At 50.8% G+C, this 16,431-nt stretch carries 19 protein-coding genes and 1 other annotated feature; of the genes, 15 read left to right on the forward strand and 4 right to left on the reverse strand.

The window, feature by feature from the left end; genetic code table 11:
- Positions 1 to 5: 5 nt before the first annotated feature.
- The 3 genes from J4650_RS01355 to pfkB all read right to left on the reverse strand — a co-directional run bounded on the left by J4650_RS01355 (position 6) and on the right by pfkB (position 2,292).
- On the reverse strand, positions 6 to 866 hold the full coding sequence (locus tag J4650_RS01355; RefSeq protein WP_000267686.1) for a fructosamine kinase family protein: 861 nt from the start codon (positions 864 to 866) through the stop codon (positions 6 to 8).
- 106 nt (positions 867 to 972) lie between these two features.
- Positions 973 to 1,263 carry a type V toxin-antitoxin system endoribonuclease antitoxin GhoS gene (gene ghoS, locus J4650_RS01360; RefSeq protein WP_000146133.1) on the reverse strand — a complete coding sequence of 97 codons (291 nt, stop codon included), beginning with the start codon at positions 1,261 to 1,263 and terminating at the stop codon, positions 973 to 975.
- A gap of 96 nt (positions 1,264 to 1,359) precedes the next feature.
- Complete coding sequence (gene pfkB / locus J4650_RS01365) at positions 1,360 to 2,292, reverse strand: 6-phosphofructokinase II (RefSeq protein ID WP_000251707.1); 933 nt, start codon at positions 2,290 to 2,292, stop codon at positions 1,360 to 1,362.
- A gap of 288 nt (positions 2,293 to 2,580) precedes the next feature.
- Here pfkB and J4650_RS01370 point away from each other — a divergent pair, with 288 nt between their 5' ends.
- Positions 2,581 to 3,339, forward strand: a complete 759-nt coding sequence (locus J4650_RS01370; RefSeq protein WP_000770981.1) for a YdiY family protein — start codon at positions 2,581 to 2,583, stop codon at positions 3,337 to 3,339.
- Positions 3,340 to 3,387: 48 nt separating this feature from the next.
- Here J4650_RS01370 and J4650_RS01375 read toward each other — a convergent pair whose 3' ends face one another.
- The gene (locus tag J4650_RS01375; RefSeq protein ID WP_001046438.1) at positions 3,388 to 4,347 is read right to left on the reverse strand and encodes a lipid A deacylase LpxR family protein; all 960 of its coding nucleotides are present in this window, start codon (positions 4,345 to 4,347) and stop codon (positions 3,388 to 3,390) included.
- A gap of 142 nt (positions 4,348 to 4,489) precedes the next feature.
- Here J4650_RS01375 and J4650_RS01380 point away from each other — a divergent pair, with 142 nt between their 5' ends.
- From J4650_RS01380 to J4650_RS01445, 14 genes are all read left to right on the forward strand, one after another.
- Positions 4,490 to 4,804, forward strand: coding sequence for a hypothetical protein (locus tag J4650_RS01380; RefSeq protein ID WP_000916617.1), 315 nt, complete (start codon positions 4,490 to 4,492; stop codon positions 4,802 to 4,804).
- On the forward strand, positions 4,801 to 5,655 hold the full coding sequence (locus tag J4650_RS01385; RefSeq protein ID WP_001044093.1) for a DNA/RNA non-specific endonuclease: 855 nt from the start codon (positions 4,801 to 4,803) through the stop codon (positions 5,653 to 5,655). Before J4650_RS01380 ends, J4650_RS01385 begins: the two co-directional genes overlap by 4 nt.
- A gap of 259 nt (positions 5,656 to 5,914) precedes the next feature.
- Positions 5,915 to 7,843, forward strand: coding sequence for a threonine--tRNA ligase (gene thrS, locus J4650_RS01390; RefSeq protein ID WP_001144226.1), 1,929 nt, complete (start codon positions 5,915 to 5,917; stop codon positions 7,841 to 7,843).
- Positions 7,844 to 7,846: 3 nt separating this feature from the next.
- A complete protein-coding gene (infC, locus tag J4650_RS01395; RefSeq protein ID WP_001574431.1) occupies positions 7,847 to 8,389 on the forward strand; it encodes a translation initiation factor IF-3 in 543 nt (180 codons plus the stop codon).
- Positions 8,390 to 8,484: 95 nt separating this feature from the next.
- Positions 8,485 to 8,682 carry a 50S ribosomal protein L35 gene (gene rpmI, locus J4650_RS01400; RefSeq protein WP_001124225.1) on the forward strand — a complete coding sequence of 66 codons (198 nt, stop codon included), beginning with the start codon at positions 8,485 to 8,487 and terminating at the stop codon, positions 8,680 to 8,682.
- A 50-nt stretch (positions 8,683 to 8,732) separates the two neighbouring features.
- The gene (rplT, locus tag J4650_RS01405) at positions 8,733 to 9,089 is read left to right on the forward strand and encodes a 50S ribosomal protein L20 (protein ID WP_000124850.1); all 357 of its coding nucleotides are present in this window, start codon (positions 8,733 to 8,735) and stop codon (positions 9,087 to 9,089) included.
- A 115-nt stretch (positions 9,090 to 9,204) separates the two neighbouring features.
- Positions 9,205 to 9,328: a sequence feature (Phe leader region), on the forward strand.
- Positions 9,210 to 9,254 carry a pheST operon leader peptide PheM gene (gene pheM / locus J4650_RS01410; protein WP_001386830.1) on the forward strand — a complete coding sequence of 15 codons (45 nt, stop codon included), beginning with the start codon at positions 9,210 to 9,212 and terminating at the stop codon, positions 9,252 to 9,254. Its footprint overlaps the feature before it by 45 nt.
- Before the next feature lie 62 nt (positions 9,329 to 9,390).
- A complete protein-coding gene (pheS, locus tag J4650_RS01415) occupies positions 9,391 to 10,374 on the forward strand; it encodes a phenylalanine--tRNA ligase subunit alpha (protein WP_000018570.1) in 984 nt (327 codons plus the stop codon).
- A 15-nt stretch (positions 10,375 to 10,389) separates the two neighbouring features.
- Positions 10,390 to 12,777, forward strand: a complete 2,388-nt coding sequence (gene pheT, locus J4650_RS01420) for a phenylalanine--tRNA ligase subunit beta (RefSeq protein ID WP_023993753.1) — start codon at positions 10,390 to 10,392, stop codon at positions 12,775 to 12,777.
- Between the two features lie 4 nt (positions 12,778 to 12,781).
- Positions 12,782 to 13,081, forward strand: coding sequence for an integration host factor subunit alpha (gene ihfA / locus J4650_RS01425; RefSeq protein WP_001229266.1), 300 nt, complete (start codon positions 12,782 to 12,784; stop codon positions 13,079 to 13,081).
- 202 nt (positions 13,082 to 13,283) lie between these two features.
- Positions 13,284 to 14,264, forward strand: a complete 981-nt coding sequence (gene btuC, locus J4650_RS01430; protein ID WP_000954982.1) for a vitamin B12 ABC transporter permease BtuC — start codon at positions 13,284 to 13,286, stop codon at positions 14,262 to 14,264.
- Between the two features lie 91 nt (positions 14,265 to 14,355).
- The gene (locus J4650_RS01435; protein ID WP_001181565.1) at positions 14,356 to 14,907 is read left to right on the forward strand and encodes a glutathione peroxidase; all 552 of its coding nucleotides are present in this window, start codon (positions 14,356 to 14,358) and stop codon (positions 14,905 to 14,907) included.
- Positions 14,907 to 15,656, forward strand: a complete 750-nt coding sequence (gene btuD, locus J4650_RS01440) for a vitamin B12 ABC transporter ATP-binding protein BtuD (RefSeq protein ID WP_023220522.1) — start codon at positions 14,907 to 14,909, stop codon at positions 15,654 to 15,656. Before J4650_RS01435 ends, btuD begins: the two co-directional genes overlap by 1 nt.
- 76 nt (positions 15,657 to 15,732) lie before the next feature.
- Positions 15,733 to 16,197, forward strand: coding sequence for an NlpC/P60 family protein (locus J4650_RS01445; RefSeq protein ID WP_001213256.1), 465 nt, complete (start codon positions 15,733 to 15,735; stop codon positions 16,195 to 16,197).
- Positions 16,198 to 16,431: the final 234 nt, after the last annotated feature.

Genomic DNA, 16,431 nt, shown 5'->3' on the forward strand with positions numbered 1-16,431 from the left:
TGTACCTATACCGCAAGCAGCCGATCCATCGCTTTTTGCGCAGTGGCCAGGTGCTGACCGCCAAACAGCCTTGCCCGATTAAGCAGGGTGTAGAGCTGGTAAATCGGCTGCCTGTCGAGAAAATCCAGCGGTAGCGGCGAAACGGACTGATAGCCATCATAAATCTGCGGTGGCTGATCGGTATGCAGCGGTAGCATCGCCAGATCGCATTCTCTGTCGCCCCAATAGCAGGCTGGATCGAAGATATAGGGGCCGTCAGGGCCAAGCGCGCAGTTCGCCGACCATAGATCGCCATGCAAAAGAGAAGGCTGCGGTTGATGCGACGCCAGACGTTGCTGAACATGTTCAACAATGGCGTCAATATTACCAAAAGTAATGCCTTTTTCCGCAGCGAGTTCAAGCTGCCAGCCAATGCGCTGTTCGGCGAAAAAAGTCGACCAACGGCGTTGCCAGGTATTCGGCTGCGGCGTGGTAGAGAGCGCGTTATCAAAATCGAGGCCGAATTGAGGTTGGTCGCTCCATTGGTGCAGGCGCGCCAGCTGTTGCCCAAGAATAAACGCATTATGGGCATCCAGCGGGCGGGGCGAGAGGTAGTCCATGACTAAAAAGCTGTAATCCCGATCCGAACCTACCGCCCATACCTTAGGCACAACAACGGTTTTACTGCGGGAGAGCAGCTCCAGCTGATCGGCTTCTGCGGTAAAACCGCGGAGCATTTCTCGTTCATCGCACTTCACGAAAAAATCATGGCCTGCATAACGTAAATGCCATGCGGCATGAACTTCTCCGCCTGGCAGTTCATTACGCAGTTCGATTTCGCCTTCACCGACTTGCTCGCTTAAAAGACGACTGATAGCTTGCCACATAATGTCTCTCCCCACGTTGTCTGCCAGATCATAAGGTTAGCGCAAAAATGCGGTTAAAAAATACGAACTAACGCACATCGCGGACGCGCCGCGGCGGGAATGGCACTTATTGTGCGTTTTTACTCCACGCCTCCCAGGTCGCCACGGTAATGTCGACATCCTTATCTAACGCGCTTTTCGCAAGTCCGGCGACAAGCGCTTTGATTTCATCAGCGCTCTGAGCGCTAACAAAGCCAAACGTATTGGTGCCGAGCTCATGCACATTCCCTTCATCGTCCGTTAATGTCAGCAAAAAACCGCTACGCGTCAGATGGTTATTGAGTTCGTTAATCTCGGTCAGGGAATCTTCATGGAAGGTTACGGTAATAACATAACGGGTAATATCGCCACTGGCCATCGTTCACCTCGTTGGGAGCAACTGTGTTTTTAACAGCGGCGGATGCGCCGCCCGTTAACCGATTTTCCGGTATCCCCCTCGGCGAGGGGGAAACGATTATTGCGCGGAAAGATAGGCGTATATTTTTTGGGTATCGTCACGAGAACACAGACGCGTACCTTGATTGAGCGTAGCAGCGCTGCCTGCCGCCACACCGAAGCGCACCATCTCTTCCAGCGACGCGTCTTGCGCCAGTTTTAACGTCATCGCGCCTACCATACTGTCGCCTGCGCCGACAGTACTTTGACTTTTCACCGGGGGAGGAACAACCTGGATGCAATTCTCACTGTCTATGCCCAGCGCCCCTTGCGGCCCCAGAGAGACCACTACCCGGCGAGCCTTGCCGCTTTGCACTAATTCCTGGGCCGCTTTACGCACATCATCAGGCTGCGTCAGATCGCGATTAACCAACGCGCTCAATTCTTTCAGGTTCGGTTTCACCAGTTCGATATCGCCAAGCGCCAGCGCGGCGGTGAGCGCGTCGCCAGAGCTATCAATAATGCAGCGAATGCCTTGCTTCTGCGCGGCGGAAATCAGTTGCGTGAGTTTCTCGACCTTAACGCCGGGCGGAAGGCTGCCGCTGATAACCAGAATTGCCCCGGATTCAATTTCCAGTACCTGTTCTTCAAGCTGGCGAAATTCGTCATCGTCCAGCGTGGCGCCGGGCATAACAAAACGATACTGTTCGCCGCTGGACTCGACGTGGACGTGCAGGTTCTGACGCGTCCAGTCCTTCGCATCGACGGTAGACACGGGGACATTTTCGTCAGCCAGTAGTGCGACAAGATGTTCGCCGGTAGCGCCGCCAGCCGGGAAAATTGCGGTCGCGGTGCCGCCAAGATGCGCAATGGCGCGAGCGACATTAATACCCCCGCCGCCGGGTTCGAATACCGGCGCGGAGCACCGCAGTTTACCTTCGGGATAAATTTGCGGCGTGATTGTTGCGCTATCGAGAGAGGGCGCAAGCGTCAACGTATAGATACGTACCATCGTTACCTCCTGTTAGGCTGATTTCAGTCTGGCACTTAATCCCCGGAAAGTGAAGGAATTAACAATATGATTTTCCGGATCTTTATTTAAAGAAGTGCGATGTAAAGTTATATAAATAAATGAATGCTTCGGGAGGGTTCTTATTCAAAAAATGAAATAGTAATTGATTGCTATGTTATTCGGGGCTTCTTATAATTCGCTACCTTTCCAGGGGCGTTTGTCATTGATCCCTATGAAAGTTTCCGGGACCGTCGTGGTCTCTTTTTTAGTTGTACGGACTCTATATAAATGAAGCTTTTGAAGGCAGTACCCGCTGTAGTTATGCTGGCGGGTGGCGTGTTCGCGTCTCTGTATGCCGCCGCCGATGATTCCGTTTTTACTGTCATGGATGATCCCTCCACCGCGAAAAAACCTTTTGAAGGTAATCTGAATGCGGGCTACCTTGCTCAGTCAGGCAATACTAAAAGTTCTTCCTTAACGGCTGACACGGCGATGACCTGGTATGGACAACGTACCGCCTGGTCATTATGGGGCAATGCCAGCAATACCTCCTCTAATGATGAACGCTCTTCAGAAAAATATGCGGTAGGCGCGCGTAACCGTTTTAATATGACGGATTATGATTATACCTTTGGCCAGGCCAGTTGGCTGACAGACCGTTTCAACGGTTATCGTCAGCGCGACGTACTGACCGCCGGTTACGGGCGGCAGTTCCTTAATGGTCCAGTGCACAGCTTCCGTTTTGAATTCGGTCCAGGGGTTCGCTATGACGAACATACGGACGATACCACTGAAACGCAGCCGTTGGGTTATGCTTCCGGCAGCTATGCCTGGCAGTTAACTGACAATGCTAAGTTTACACAGGGGGTGTCAGTATTTGGCGCAGAAGACACCACACTAAATTCGGAAACAGCCCTCAATGTCGCCATTAACGAACATTTTGGTCTAAAGGTGGGGTATAATTTAACGTGGAACTCGCAGCCGCCTGAATCAGCGCCGGAACATACCGATCGTCGCACTACGGTAACGCTGGGCTATAAGATGTAATATTGCGCCGGGTTACGTTACGTAACCCGGTTATTCTGTGGTGACGCCTCAGAAGAAGAAGGTGATGTCGCCGTTGATATAAGAATAGTCGTCTCCGGTGCGAAATTCCGACGTGACTTTGTTTAAAGAAAGAGAGAATGCGACGGGAGAATAGCCGATGGTAGCACCGACGCGATATTCATCCACGGTTTTATTAATATCCACCGTTTCCATTTTTGTTTGCAGCGTTTTCCCCTGTAACGTGTAGTTTTTATCAACTTCCCTGCGCTCAACGCCAGCAAATACCTTATAGATCAATCCCTCTTTTTGAGTGTGTATTAATCCTCGGCGGGACAGTAACCCAAACCCATTATCAGAGTTAAAGGTCTTATCATTTCCCAGCGCAACGGTTGCGCCGTACCCTAAATACTGGAAGAGATTGCCGCCGACAGCAGAGACTTCTGGATAGAAGCCCACATTGACACCCAGAATATCAATAGCTGGCGTAAGGGAGACCATTCCTTTTGCCGTATAACCATAACGGTTTTCAATTTGATCCTGCCAGGCAGGGTATTTTTCTGCGCCTATTATTCGATGCGCCCGATTCTGAACCTCCTGACCGCCTGCGTCAGGACCAATAACGCCGATATCGGTACCTAAACGATAACGTAACCAATTGGTGGCTAATGAATTCCACTCCAGTCCGGTATGAAGAAAGGCGCTGAACGCGCGGTCGCCTTTGACGGCTTCAGGCTTTCTCTTATTGGCACCTGATGGAGAATAAATATCTTGCGCGATATGAAAAGAGAGTTGACTGGCGTCAGTGAGATCGTGGCTGTAGCCTAAAAAGAGCCCGGCAGTATAATCACCCCGGTCTGCAGCCGGGTGCCCATAAAGGGCATTTAAGGATGGTTGAAATATACCTGCATCATCATTCGCCACTGAAATAGCAAGGCTACTGGCATTGGCCATTGTGGTCGTACTGAGTATGGCGGCAATCATCGTTGCGCAATAGCTGTATTTGTTCACTTTTTACCCCTGAATATGAAAGTGAATACTCTTATTTTTACAAAGTAATAAGCACAGCAGCATGATGCGCAGTGCCTATTAAACCTTTAAATATAACTAAACTCCTGCCAGCAGCGAGTCATTGAGAGGATACGTTGCCTTAATGTTGAAAAATGGTGTTAAAAAACATGCGCCAGATATTATTGAATATCCATTTTTCATTCGCTATCTGAGTGCGAGAAATTATTGGCTTCACGATTATGCATATAATACGATGTTTTTTGGTATCAATATGAATATCACGTTGTATTCTTTTGAGCTCATTTTCTATGATGGCTTCGATGTTTATCTGTTATTAATTTTTACCGTGATAGTGTTGTCTTTAATGATGAGCGCATCTAACGGCTGGCAGGGTAATATAACCAAATTATTGCTACCTGAATTATTAGGGCAGTTATTATTAAGAAAGAAAAAATGAATAAAACCATTAATCTGCTAAAATTACTGCCCGTAGTATTATTAAGCGCATGTACTACATCGTATCCTCCCCAGGATACAACATCGGCACCCGAGTTACCCCATCGTAACGTACTCGTTCAGCAACCTGATAACTGTAGCGTTGGCTGTCCTCAAGGAGGAAGTCAACAAACAATCTATCGCCATGTCTATACGCTCAATAATAATAGCGCCACGAAATTTGCCAACTGGGTTGCCTATAGCGTGACAAAGACCAGCCAGGCAAGCGGTCGCCCGCGGAACTGGGCGCAGGACCCCGATTTACCGCCCTCGGATACGTTGGCCCCTTCGGCCTATAAAAATGCCCATACGCTATTAAAAGTCGACAGGGGACACCAGGCCCCGTTGGCAGGATTGGGCGGCGTATCGGACTGGCCGTCGTTAAATTATTTATCAAATATTACTCCGCAGAAATCCGCCCTGAATCAGGGAGCATGGGCTGCACTGGAAAACCGGGTGCGCGAACTTGCCAAACAGGCTGATGTATCTGTAGTGCACGTAGTGACCGGCCCCCTTTTTGAGCGGCATATCGCCACATTGCCAGAAGATGCGACGGTAGAAATTCCCAGCGGGTACTGGAAGGTTTTATTCACCGGAACGGCGCCGTCAAAAAGTGAAGGAAATTACGCTGCGTTTATTATGGATCAGAATACACCCCGTTCGGCGAATTTTTGCGACTATCAGGTTACCGTGGAGGCTATCGAACATAAAACGAAGCCAGTGCTGACGCTGTGGTCTGCCTTGCCTGAAGCGGTAGCCAGCGAGGTGAAAACGACAAAGGGGAGTCTGGCGCAGAAGTTAGGTTGTCGATGAGAAGCGCTATACGGCGCGTAGAAAGATAACGGAGAAACTCTGTCAAGAGCCTTGATTTGCTACAGAGTGATGCAATCTCCCTTTTTTTAGTGTTACCATCGTCATGCCGGACGAAAATAGCGATTTTCGTCTGTGTCGAAGGTTGTGCGCCAATTTAGCAATGGTTGGCTAGATGGATACACAACTCACTGTCAATAAATTCATTTTCTCTTTGTATGTGATCTTGCGTATGGGTCACCACTGCAAATAAGGATATAACATGCCTGTTATTACTCTTCCTGATGGCAGCCAACGCCATTATGACCACCCTGTAAGCCCGATGGATGTTGCTCTGGACATTGGTCCTGGCCTGGCGAAAGCCACCATTGCGGGCCGTGTGAATGGCGAGCTGGTTGATGCTTCCGATCTGATTGAAAATGATGCGACGCTTTCCATCATCACCGCAAAAGATGAAGAGGGTCTGGAGATCATTCGTCACTCTTGCGCGCATCTGTTAGGTCACGCAATCAAGCAACTTTGGCCGCACACGAAAATGGCGATCGGCCCGGTTGTCGACAACGGTTTTTACTATGACGTTGATCTTGACCGCACGCTAACTCAGGAAGATGTCGAAGCGCTCGAAAAGCGGATGCATGAGCTCGCCGAGAAAAATTACGACGTTATCAAGAAGAAAGTCAGCTGGCACGAAGCGCGTGAAACCTTCGTGAAGCGTGGTGAAAGCTACAAAGTTTCCATTCTTGATGAAAATATCGCTCATGATGACAAGCCAGGCTTGTACCATCATGAAGAATATGTCGACATGTGTCGTGGTCCGCACGTGCCGAATATGCGTTTCTGCCATCACTTTAAACTGATGAAAACTGCCGGCGCATACTGGCGCGGTGACAGCAATAATAAGATGTTGCAGCGTATTTACGGTACGGCATGGGCAGATAAAAAAGCCCTGAACGCTTATCTGCAGCGCCTGGAAGAGGCCGCAAAACGCGACCACCGTAAAATTGGTAAGCAGCTCGACCTGTATCATATGCAGGAAGAAGCGCCGGGCATGGTGTTCTGGCATAACGACGGCTGGACTATCTTCCGCGAGCTGGAGGTCTTTGTTCGTTCTAAACTCAAAGAGTACCAGTATCAAGAAGTTAAAGGCCCGTTCATGATGGACCGTGTGCTGTGGGAAAAAACCGGGCACTGGGACAACTATAAAGATGCGATGTTCACCACATCTTCAGAAAACCGCGAATATTGCATCAAGCCGATGAACTGCCCGGGCCACGTTCAGATCTTTAACCAGGGTCTGAAATCCTATCGTGATTTGCCGCTGCGTATGGCGGAATTCGGTAGCTGCCACCGTAACGAGCCATCAGGCGCGCTGCATGGTCTGATGCGCGTACGCGGCTTTACGCAGGATGATGCGCATATCTTCTGCACCGAAGAGCAGATCCGCGATGAAGTTAACGCTTGTATTCGTATGGTCTACGATATGTACAGCACCTTTGGCTTCGAGAAGATCGTCGTCAAGCTTTCCACTCGTCCTGACAAGCGTATCGGCAGCGATGAGATGTGGGATCGTGCTGAGGCGGATCTGGCGGTTGCGCTGGAAGAAAATAATATCCCGTTTGAGTATCAACTGGGTGAAGGCGCATTCTACGGTCCGAAAATTGAATTTACCTTATATGACTGCCTCGATCGTGCATGGCAGTGCGGTACAGTACAGCTGGACTTCTCCTTACCGTCTCGTCTGAGCGCCTCCTATGTAGGCGAAGACAACGAGCGTAAGGTGCCGGTAATGATTCACCGTGCGATTCTTGGGTCGATGGAGCGCTTCATCGGTATCCTGACCGAAGAGTTCGCTGGTTTCTTCCCGACATGGCTCGCGCCTGTTCAGGTAGTCGTGATGAATATTACCGATTCGCAGTCTGAATACGTTAACGAATTGACGCAGAAACTACAAAATGCGGGCATTCGTGTAAAAGCAGACTTGAGAAATGAGAAGATTGGCTTTAAAATCCGCGAGCACACTTTACGTCGTGTCCCTTATATGTTGGTCTGTGGTGATAAAGAGGTGGAAGCAGGCAAAGTTGCCGTTCGCACCCGCCGCGGTAAAGACCTGGGCAGCCTGGACGTAAATGACGTGATTGAGAAGCTGCAACAAGAGATTCGCAGCCGCAGTCTTCAACAACTGGAGGAATAAAGTATTAAAGGCGGAAAACGAGTTCAAACGGCGCGTCCGAATCGTATTAATAGCGAAATTCGCGCGCAAGAAGTTCGCTTAACAGGTCTGGAAGGCGAGCAGCTTGGTATTGTGAGTCTGAGAGAAGCTCTGGAAAAAGCTGAAGAAGCCGGAGTAGACTTAGTCGAAATCAGCCCTAACGCCGAGCCGCCGGTTTGTCGTATAATGGATTACGGCAAATTCCTCTATGAAAAGAGTAAGTCTTCTAAGGAACAGAAGAAAAAGCAAAAAGTTATCCAGGTGAAGGAAATTAAATTCCGTCCTGGGACAGATGAAGGCGACTATCAGGTAAAACTCCGCAGCCTGATTCGCTTTCTCGAAGAGGGCGATAAGGCCAAAATCACGCTGCGTTTCCGCGGTCGTGAAATGGCCCACCAGCAAATCGGTATGGAAGTGCTTAATCGCGTGAAAGACGATTTGCAAGAACTGGCAGTGGTCGAATCCTTCCCAACGAAGATCGAAGGCCGTCAGATGATCATGGTGCTTGCTCCTAAGAAGAAACAGTAAGGCCTTCAAGTAACAATTCTGTGAAGCCTTCGGGCTTCACAGGTTTTGTTCGCCTATGTTTCGTTTATTAACAATGCGAAGTGGAAGTTATTAAAATGCCAAAAATTAAGACCGTACGCGGTGCTGCTAAGCGCTTCAAAAAAACCGGTAAAGGTGGTTTTAAGCACAAGCACGCTAACCTGCGTCACATTCTGACCAAAAAAGCGACTAAACGTAAACGTCACCTGCGTCCGAAAGCCATGGTTTCTAAAGGCGATCTGGGCCTGGTTATCGCGTGCCTGCCGTACGCATAAGCCGTTAACGTTTTTAACTTTTTAATTAGAATAGATACAGGAGAGCACATATGGCTCGCGTAAAACGTGGTGTAATTGCACGCGCACGTCACAAGAAAATTTTGAAACAAGCCAAAGGCTACTACGGTGCGCGTTCTCGCGTATACCGCGTTGCCTTCCAGGCAGTTATCAAAGCTGGTCAGTATGCTTACCGTGACCGTCGTCAACGTAAGCGTCAGTTCCGTCAACTGTGGATTGCGCGTATCAACGCAGCAGCACGTCAGAACGGTATTTCTTACAGCAAATTCATCAACGGCCTGAAAAAAGCCTCTGTTGAAATCGACCGTAAGATCCTGGCTGATATCGCCGTATTCGACAAAGTCGCGTTCACCGCGCTGGTTGAAAAAGCGAAAGCAGCTCTGGCATAAGCCAGTGAAAAGAGGGAGCCTGGCTCCCTCTCTTTTATTTACTGTTCAGTGAGTTGACAATTGACCTGTAACCCTTTTCAATAAAGGATATTTGGTTTTACCACATAAGGTAACGCAAGCATGAACGCTGCTATTTTCCGTTTCTTTTTTTACTTTAGCACCTGATCCCAGGAGGCTAGCGCGTGAAAAACGAAACGAAAAACAGCGCAAAAAAGCCTCCTGATGGAGGCTTTTTTTGTATCTGAAATCGAGAGATTACGTCCAATGAACCGGTGTCTTCACCGACACAATGAGGAAAACCATGTCACATCTCGCAGAGCTGGTTGCCAATGCAGCGGCCGCCATTAACCAGGCGTCAGATGTTGCCGCGTTAGACAATGTACGCGTCGAATATTTGGGCAAGAAAGGGCATTTAACCCTTCAGATGACGACCCTACGCGATCTGCCGCCGGAAGAGCGTCCGGCAGCCGGGGCAGTCATTAACGCCGCGAAAGAGCAGGTACAACAGGCGCTTAACGCGCGTAAAGCCGAGCTGGAAAGCGCAGCGCTTAACGCCCGTCTGGCCGCTGAAACCATCGATATCTCCCTGCCGGGGCGCCGTATTGAGAACGGCGGTCTGCATCCGGTCACGCGTACCATTGACCGTATTGAAAGTTTCTTCGGTGAGCTTGGTTTTACCGTGGCGACTGGCCCGGAAATCGAAGATGACTACCATAACTTCGACGCGTTAAACATTCCGGGTCATCACCCGGCCCGCGCCGATCATGATACCTTCTGGTTTGACGCGACCCGTCTGCTGCGGACCCAGACGTCTGGCGTCCAGATCCGGACGATGAAAGCGCAGCAACCGCCGATCCGTATTATTGCGCCGGGCCGTGTATACCGTAATGACTACGACCAGACGCATACTCCGATGTTCCATCAGATGGAAGGTCTGATTGTTGATACCAACATCAGCTTCACCAACCTCAAAGGTACGCTGCACGACTTCCTGCGTAATTTCTTTGAGGAGGATCTGCAGATTCGCTTCCGTCCTTCTTATTTTCCGTTTACCGAACCTTCTGCGGAAGTGGATGTGATGGGTAAAAACGGTAAATGGCTGGAGGTGCTGGGCTGCGGGATGGTGCATCCGAATGTGCTGCGTAATGTCGGTATCGATCCGGAAATCTATTCTGGCTTCGCTTTTGGTATGGGGATGGAACGTCTGACCATGTTGCGTTACGGCGTCACCGACCTGCGTTCATTCTTCGAAAACGATCTGCGTTTCCTTAAACAGTTTAAATAAAGGCAGGATAAAACAATGAAATTCAGCGAACTGTGGTTACGCGAGTGGGTTAACCCGGCAATTGATAGCGATGCGTTGGCTAACCAGATTACGATGGCTGGCCTGGAAGTAGACGGCGTTGAGCCGGTCGCGGGAAGCTTCAATGGCGTTGTGGTTGGGGAAGTGGTTGAGTGCGTCCAGCATCCGAACGCTGACAAATTGCGTGTAACGAAAGTCAACGTTGGCGGAGAACGCCTGTTGGATATCGTCTGCGGCGCGCCAAACTGTCGTCAGGGGCTGAAAGTAGCGGTGGCCACCATTGGCGCCATCCTGCCGGGCGATTTCAAAATTAAAGCGGCGAAACTGCGCGGCGAACCGTCTGAAGGGATGCTGTGCTCCTTCTCCGAACTGGGGATTTCCGACGATCACAGCGGCATTATCGAACTGCCGGCGGATGCGCCGCTGGGTACCGATATCCGTGAATACCTGAAGCTTGACGACAATACCATCGAAATTAGCGTCACGCCGAACCGTGCGGATTGCTTAGGTATCATCGGCGTTGCGCGTGATGTGGCGGTACTGAACAAAGCGCCGCTCCAGGAGCCTGAAATGGTGCCGGTTACGGCAACCATCAGCGATACGCTGCCGATTACGGTAGAGGCCGCTGATGCGTGTCCTCGCTATCTTGGTCGGGTGGTAAAAGGCATCAATGTTAACGCGCCGACGCCGCTGTGGATGAAAGAGAAACTGCGTCGCTGCGGTATTCGCTCCATCGATGCGGTGGTTGACGTCACGAACTATGTGCTGCTCGAACTGGGTCAGCCAATGCATGCTTTCGATAAAGATCGCATTGATGGCGGTATTGTCGTGCGGATGGCAAAAGAGGGTGAAACCGTCGTCCTGCTGGACGGTAGCGAAGCGACGTTAAATGCGGACACGCTGGTGATCGCCGATCACCATAAGGCGCTGGGGATAGCCGGTATTTTTGGCGGCGAACATTCCGGCGTGAACGGCGAAACGCAAAATGTGCTGCTGGAGTGTGCGTACTTTAATCCGCTGTCTATCACCGGTCGCGCTCGCCGCCACGGTCTGCATACCGATGCGTCTCACCGCTACGAGCGCGGGGTGGACCCGGCGCTGCAATATAAAGCGATAGAGCGCGCTACTCGTCTGCTTCTTGATATCTGTGGCGGTGATGCGGGTCCGATAATTGATGTGAGCAACGAAGCAACGTTGCCGAAACGCGCCACCATTACTCTGCGTCGCAGTAAACTGGATCGCCTGATCGGGCATCATATTGCGGATGAGCAGGTCAGTGATATTCTGCGTCGTCTGGGCTGTGAAGTGACCGAAGGGCAGGACGAGTGGAAAGCCGTGGCGCCGACCTGGCGTTTCGATATGGAGATTGAAGAAGATCTGGTGGAAGAGGTGGCCCGCGTTTACGGCTATAACAATATTCCGGACGAGCCAATCCAGGCCGGTTTAATCATGGGGACGCACCGTGAAGCCGATCTGTCGTTGAAGCGGGTTAAAACCATGCTGAACGACAAAGGCTATCAGGAAGTGATTACCTATAGCTTTGTCGATCCTAAAGTACAACAGCTCATCCATCCAGGCGCAGAAGCGCTGCTGCTGCCAAACCCTATCTCCGTTGAGATGTCGGCGATGCGTCTGTCGCTGTGGAGCGGATTGTTGGCGACGGTGGTCTATAACCAAAACCGTCAGCAGAATCGCGTGCGTATTTTTGAAACCGGTTTACGTTTCGTTCCGGATACACAAGCCAATCTGGGTATTCGACAGGATCTGATGCTGGCTGGCGTGATTTGCGGCAACCGCTATGATGAGCACTGGAACCTGGCAAAAGAGACCGTTGATTTCTATGATTTGAAAGGCGATCTGGAAGCAGTATTGGATTTAACCGGCAAACTGGGTGATATCCAGTTTAAGGCGGAGATGAATCCGGCTCTGCATCCGGGACAGTCTGCGGCGATTTATCTGAAAGATGAACGTATTGGTTTTATTGGGGTTGTTCACCCTGAACTGGAACGTAAACTGGATCTGAATGGTCGTACGCTGGTGTTTGAACTGGAATGGAATAAGCTCGCAGACCGTATCGTGCCGCAGGCGCGGGAGATTTCACGCTTCCCGGCCAACCGTCGCGATATTGCGGTTGTTGTTGTAGAAAACGTTCCCGCAGCGGATATTTTATCCGAATGTAAGAAAGTTGGCGTAAATCAGGTAGTTGGCGTAAACTTATTTGACGTGTACCGCGGTAAGGGTGTTGCGGAGGGTTATAAGAGCCTCGCTATCAGCCTGATCCTTCAGGATACCAACCGTACACTCGAAGAAGAGGAGATTGCCGCTACCGTCGCCAAATGTGTAGAGGCATTAAAAGAGCGATTCCAGGCATCATTGAGGGATTGAACCTATGGCGCTTACAAAAGCTGAAATGTCAGAATATCTGTTTGATAAGCTTGGGCTTAGCAAGCGGGATGCCAAAGAACTGGTTGAACTGTTTTTCGAAGAGATCCGTCGTGCTCTGGAAAACGGTGAGCAGGTGAAACTCTCTGGTTTTGGTAACTTCGATCTGCGTGATAAAAATCAACGTCCGGGGCGTAACCCGAAAACGGGTGAAGATATTCCTATTACAGCACGGCGCGTGGTGACCTTCAGACCCGGGCAGAAGTTAAAGAGCCGGGTCGAAAACGCTTCGCCCAAAGAAGAGTAATCAGATCCAGGCATAACATCCATCAGGGTGTATTGCGGCAGATACGCTGCCATCCCGAAAGTAGATCAGCGGGATGACAGCGTATTTGTCAGCCTGAAAGATGACCCGTATAACTAAAAAGGCCGCATTGCGGCCTTTTTTCTTTCAAGTAAAGGATACCCACCGTAAAATCACGCTACCTCTTTTCAGCTGAATGGATAACATGCTGACTTTTGCCCGCCAACAACAGCGACGAAACGTTCGCTGGCTTCTGAGCCTGTCACTGCTGGTGCTACTGGCTACACTTCTGAGCTTATGCGCAGGCGAACAGTGGATTGCCCCCGGTGACTGGTTAAGCGCCCGGGGGGAACTGTTTGTCTGGCAAATTCGCCTTCCCCGCACGCTTGCGGTATTGCTGGTTGGCGCTGCGCTGGCGCTGTCGGGCGCTGTGATGCAGGCGCTGTTTGAAAACCCACTTGCTGAACCGGGTCTGCTCGGCGTTTCGAATGGGGCCGGTGTTGGGCTTATTGCCGCCGTCTTACTGGGGCAGGGGCAACTGCCAGGATGGGCGCTGGGGCTGTGCGCTATAGCCGGCGCGCTCATTATTACGTTAATCCTGCTGCGTTTTGCGCGTCGCCATCTCTCTACCAGCCGCTTGTTGTTGGCGGGCGTCGCGCTGGGCATTATCTGTAGCGCGCTGATGACGTGGGCTATCTATTTTTCCACCTCTTTCGATCTGCGGCAATTAATGTACTGGATGATGGGAGGATTTGGCGGCGTTGACTGGCAGCAGAGCTGGCTAATGATTGCGCTCATCCCGGTACTGATCTGGATATGTTGCCAGTCGCAACCGCTGAATATGCTGGCGCTAGGGGAAACCTCGGCGCGGCAGCTTGGCCTGCCGCTGTGGTTCTGGCGCAATTTGTTGGTCATCGCCACCGGCTGGATGGTGGGCGTCAGCGTGGCGATGGCGGGGGCGATTGGTTTTATCGGTCTGGTTATTCCGCACATCCTGCGCTTATGTGGTTTAACCGATCACCGGGTTTTACTTCCCGGCTGCGCGCTGGCCGGGGCTATCGCCCTGCTATTGGCTGATGTGGTCGCCCGACTGGCGCTGGCGTCGGCTGAACTGCCTATCGGGGTGGTCACCGCCACATTGGGGGCACCAGTGTTTATCTGGCTGCTACTCAAATCCGCGCGTTAGCGCATCGGTAAACAACTGCTTTCATCATTCGCAGTCTATGATTAAAGGCTAACGATGAAACCCGCTATTCTACCGACATCAGGGAGACACCATGCAAAACTCGCTTCTTAATACTCACGTTACGACGATTGATGGAGAGGTCACTACACTTGAAAAATACGCCGGAAAAGTGCTGCTCATTGTAAACGTCGCCTCCAGATGTGGCCTGACGCCGCAATATGAACAGTTGGAAAATATCCAGAAGGCGTGGGCAGATCAGGGGTTTGTCGTGTTGGGTTTTCCCTGCAACCAGTTTATGGGGCAGGAGCCAGGCAGCGAAGAGGAGATTAAAACCTATTGTGCCAGCACCTGGGGCGTCACGTTCCCGATGTTCAGTAAAATTGATGTGAATGGCGACGCGCGCCATCCGCTGTATCAAAAACTGATAGCCGCTGCGCCAACGGCAGTCGCGCCGGAGAAGAGCGGCTTTTACGAACGGATGGTAAGCAAAGGGCGTACGCCACTCTATCCGGATGATATTCTGTGGAATTTTGAAAAATTTTTGGTAGGCCGGGATGGTCAGGTGGTACAGCGTTTTTCGCCGGATATGACGCCTGAAGATCCTATTGTGATGGAAAGCATAAAAATCGCGTTGGCAAAATAATGTCTCAATTGATGCAATTAAAGGACGTCGCCGAGAGCACCCGCCTGGGGCCGCTTTCCGGCGAAGTAAGCGCAGGAGAGATCCTTCACCTTGTCGGGCCGAACGGCGCCGGAAAAAGCACGCTGCTGGCGCGTATGGCGGGGTTAACCTCAGGCGAGGGGAGCATCAGGTTTGGCGGAGCGCCGCTGGAGGAATGGGCGACGGCAACGCTTGCCCAACACCGCGCTTATCTTGCGCAACAGCAAAATCCGCCGTTCGCCATGCCGGTCTGGCATTACCTGACATTGCATCAACCGGATAAAACGCGAACCGGGCAGCTTAACGAGGTGGCCGATATGCTTGGATTGGGCGACAAACTGGGGCGAAGCGTGAATCAGCTTTCCGGTGGCGAGTGGCAGCGCGTTCGCCTTGCTGCCGTTGTACTACAAATTCATCCCGACGCTAATCCGGTCGGTCAATTATTGCTGCTTGATGAGCCGATGAACAGTCTCGATGTTGCGCAACAAAACGCTCTGGATCGGGTATTACATCATTTGTGTCAGGCAGGAATTGCGATTGTGATGAGTAGTCACGATCTGAACCACACGCTGCGGCATGCGCATAAAGCCTGGTTACTAAAGCGCGGTAAACTCATCGCCTGCGGCCGCCGGGAAGAGGTGCTCACCCCCTCTTATCTGGCGCAAGCCTACGGTCTGCGCTTTCGACGACTCGACGTTGAGGGGCATCCAATGCTCATTTCGGCCACTTAAGTAAAATCGTTTCTTGAAAAGCAGGTAATTTCGACGCTAAATTAATACCAAAATAAAAACAGAGGATTGTTGCGGCATGCGTTTTTGGCTTCTTGTTATCACAGCATTGTTCCTGGCAGGATGCAGTACTCATCGGGCACCGGCGCCAAATGCCAGATTATCAGACTCCATTACCGTCATTGCGGGTCTGAACGATCAGTTGCAGTCCTGGCGCGGTACGCCATACCGTTACGGCGGCATGAGTCGCAGAGGCGTGGACTGTTCCGGCTTTGTGGTGGTCACTATGCGCGACAAGTTTGATTTGCAGTTGCCTCGTGATACGCGTGAACAATCAAAAATCGGCACCAGAATCGATAAAGATGAATTGCTGCCCGGAGATTTGGTTTTCTTTAAAACCGGTTCGGGCGAAAGTGGTTTACATGTTGGTATTTACGATACAAATAATGAGTTTATTCATGCCTCTACCAGTCGTGGCGTGATGCGTTCATCGCTGGATAATGTGTACTGGCGAAAAAACTTCTGGCAGGCACGGCGAATTTAACCTCGCAGACGATATAAATTTTATAGTCTATTTTTAACATATCGCCGGTTGAACTTATGACATCTGTTGTCATCATATATAATGATATAACCGTAGCATTTACAAACGTACTTTTATTAAAAACGGGCGTGTTCACGCCCTGTGAAAAGTACAACATTGGATATTGGTTTATAATCAGAGTAAGTTAAAAAAAGGAACCGGTTCACCGGTAAACAAGAAAAATGATGACGCTTC

The organism is Salmonella sp. 32120201201600049SM (assembly GCF_017572835.1).
GTDB lineage: Bacteria > Pseudomonadota > Gammaproteobacteria > Enterobacterales > Enterobacteriaceae > Salmonella > Salmonella enterica.

What these genes read in the sequence shown, in the direction of transcription:
- J4650_RS01435 (WP_001181565.1), top strand. Translation starts at nt 14,356, where the DNA reads ATGCAAAACTCGCTTCTTAATACTCACGTTACGACGATTGATGGAGAG.
- J4650_RS01380 (WP_000916617.1), top strand. Translation starts at nt 4,490, where the DNA reads ATGTTGAAAAATGGTGTTAAAAAACATGCGCCAGATATTATTGAATAT.
- pheT (WP_023993753.1), top strand. Translation starts at nt 10,390, where the DNA reads ATGAAATTCAGCGAACTGTGGTTACGCGAGTGGGTTAACCCGGCAATT.
- pheS (WP_000018570.1), top strand. Translation starts at nt 9,391, where the DNA reads ATGTCACATCTCGCAGAGCTGGTTGCCAATGCAGCGGCCGCCATTAAC.
- btuD (WP_023220522.1), top strand. Translation starts at nt 14,907, where the DNA reads ATGTCTCAATTGATGCAATTAAAGGACGTCGCCGAGAGCACCCGCCTG.
- J4650_RS01370 (WP_000770981.1), top strand. Translation starts at nt 2,581, where the DNA reads ATGAAGCTTTTGAAGGCAGTACCCGCTGTAGTTATGCTGGCGGGTGGC.
- J4650_RS01355 (WP_000267686.1), bottom strand. Translation starts at nt 866, where the DNA reads ATGTGGCAAGCTATCAGTCGTCTTTTAAGCGAGCAAGTCGGTGAAGGC.
- J4650_RS01385 (WP_001044093.1), top strand. Translation starts at nt 4,801, where the DNA reads ATGAATAAAACCATTAATCTGCTAAAATTACTGCCCGTAGTATTATTA.
- thrS (WP_001144226.1), top strand. Translation starts at nt 5,915, where the DNA reads ATGCCTGTTATTACTCTTCCTGATGGCAGCCAACGCCATTATGACCAC.
- J4650_RS01445 (WP_001213256.1), top strand. Translation starts at nt 15,733, where the DNA reads ATGCGTTTTTGGCTTCTTGTTATCACAGCATTGTTCCTGGCAGGATGC.
- btuC (WP_000954982.1), top strand. Translation starts at nt 13,284, where the DNA reads ATGCTGACTTTTGCCCGCCAACAACAGCGACGAAACGTTCGCTGGCTT.
- ihfA (WP_001229266.1), top strand. Translation starts at nt 12,782, where the DNA reads ATGGCGCTTACAAAAGCTGAAATGTCAGAATATCTGTTTGATAAGCTT.
- pfkB (WP_000251707.1), bottom strand. Translation starts at nt 2,292, where the DNA reads ATGGTACGTATCTATACGTTGACGCTTGCGCCCTCTCTCGATAGCGCA.
- rpmI (WP_001124225.1), top strand. Translation starts at nt 8,485, where the DNA reads ATGCCAAAAATTAAGACCGTACGCGGTGCTGCTAAGCGCTTCAAAAAA.
- rplT (WP_000124850.1), top strand. Translation starts at nt 8,733, where the DNA reads ATGGCTCGCGTAAAACGTGGTGTAATTGCACGCGCACGTCACAAGAAA.
- ghoS (WP_000146133.1), bottom strand. Translation starts at nt 1,263, where the DNA reads ATGGCCAGTGGCGATATTACCCGTTATGTTATTACCGTAACCTTCCAT.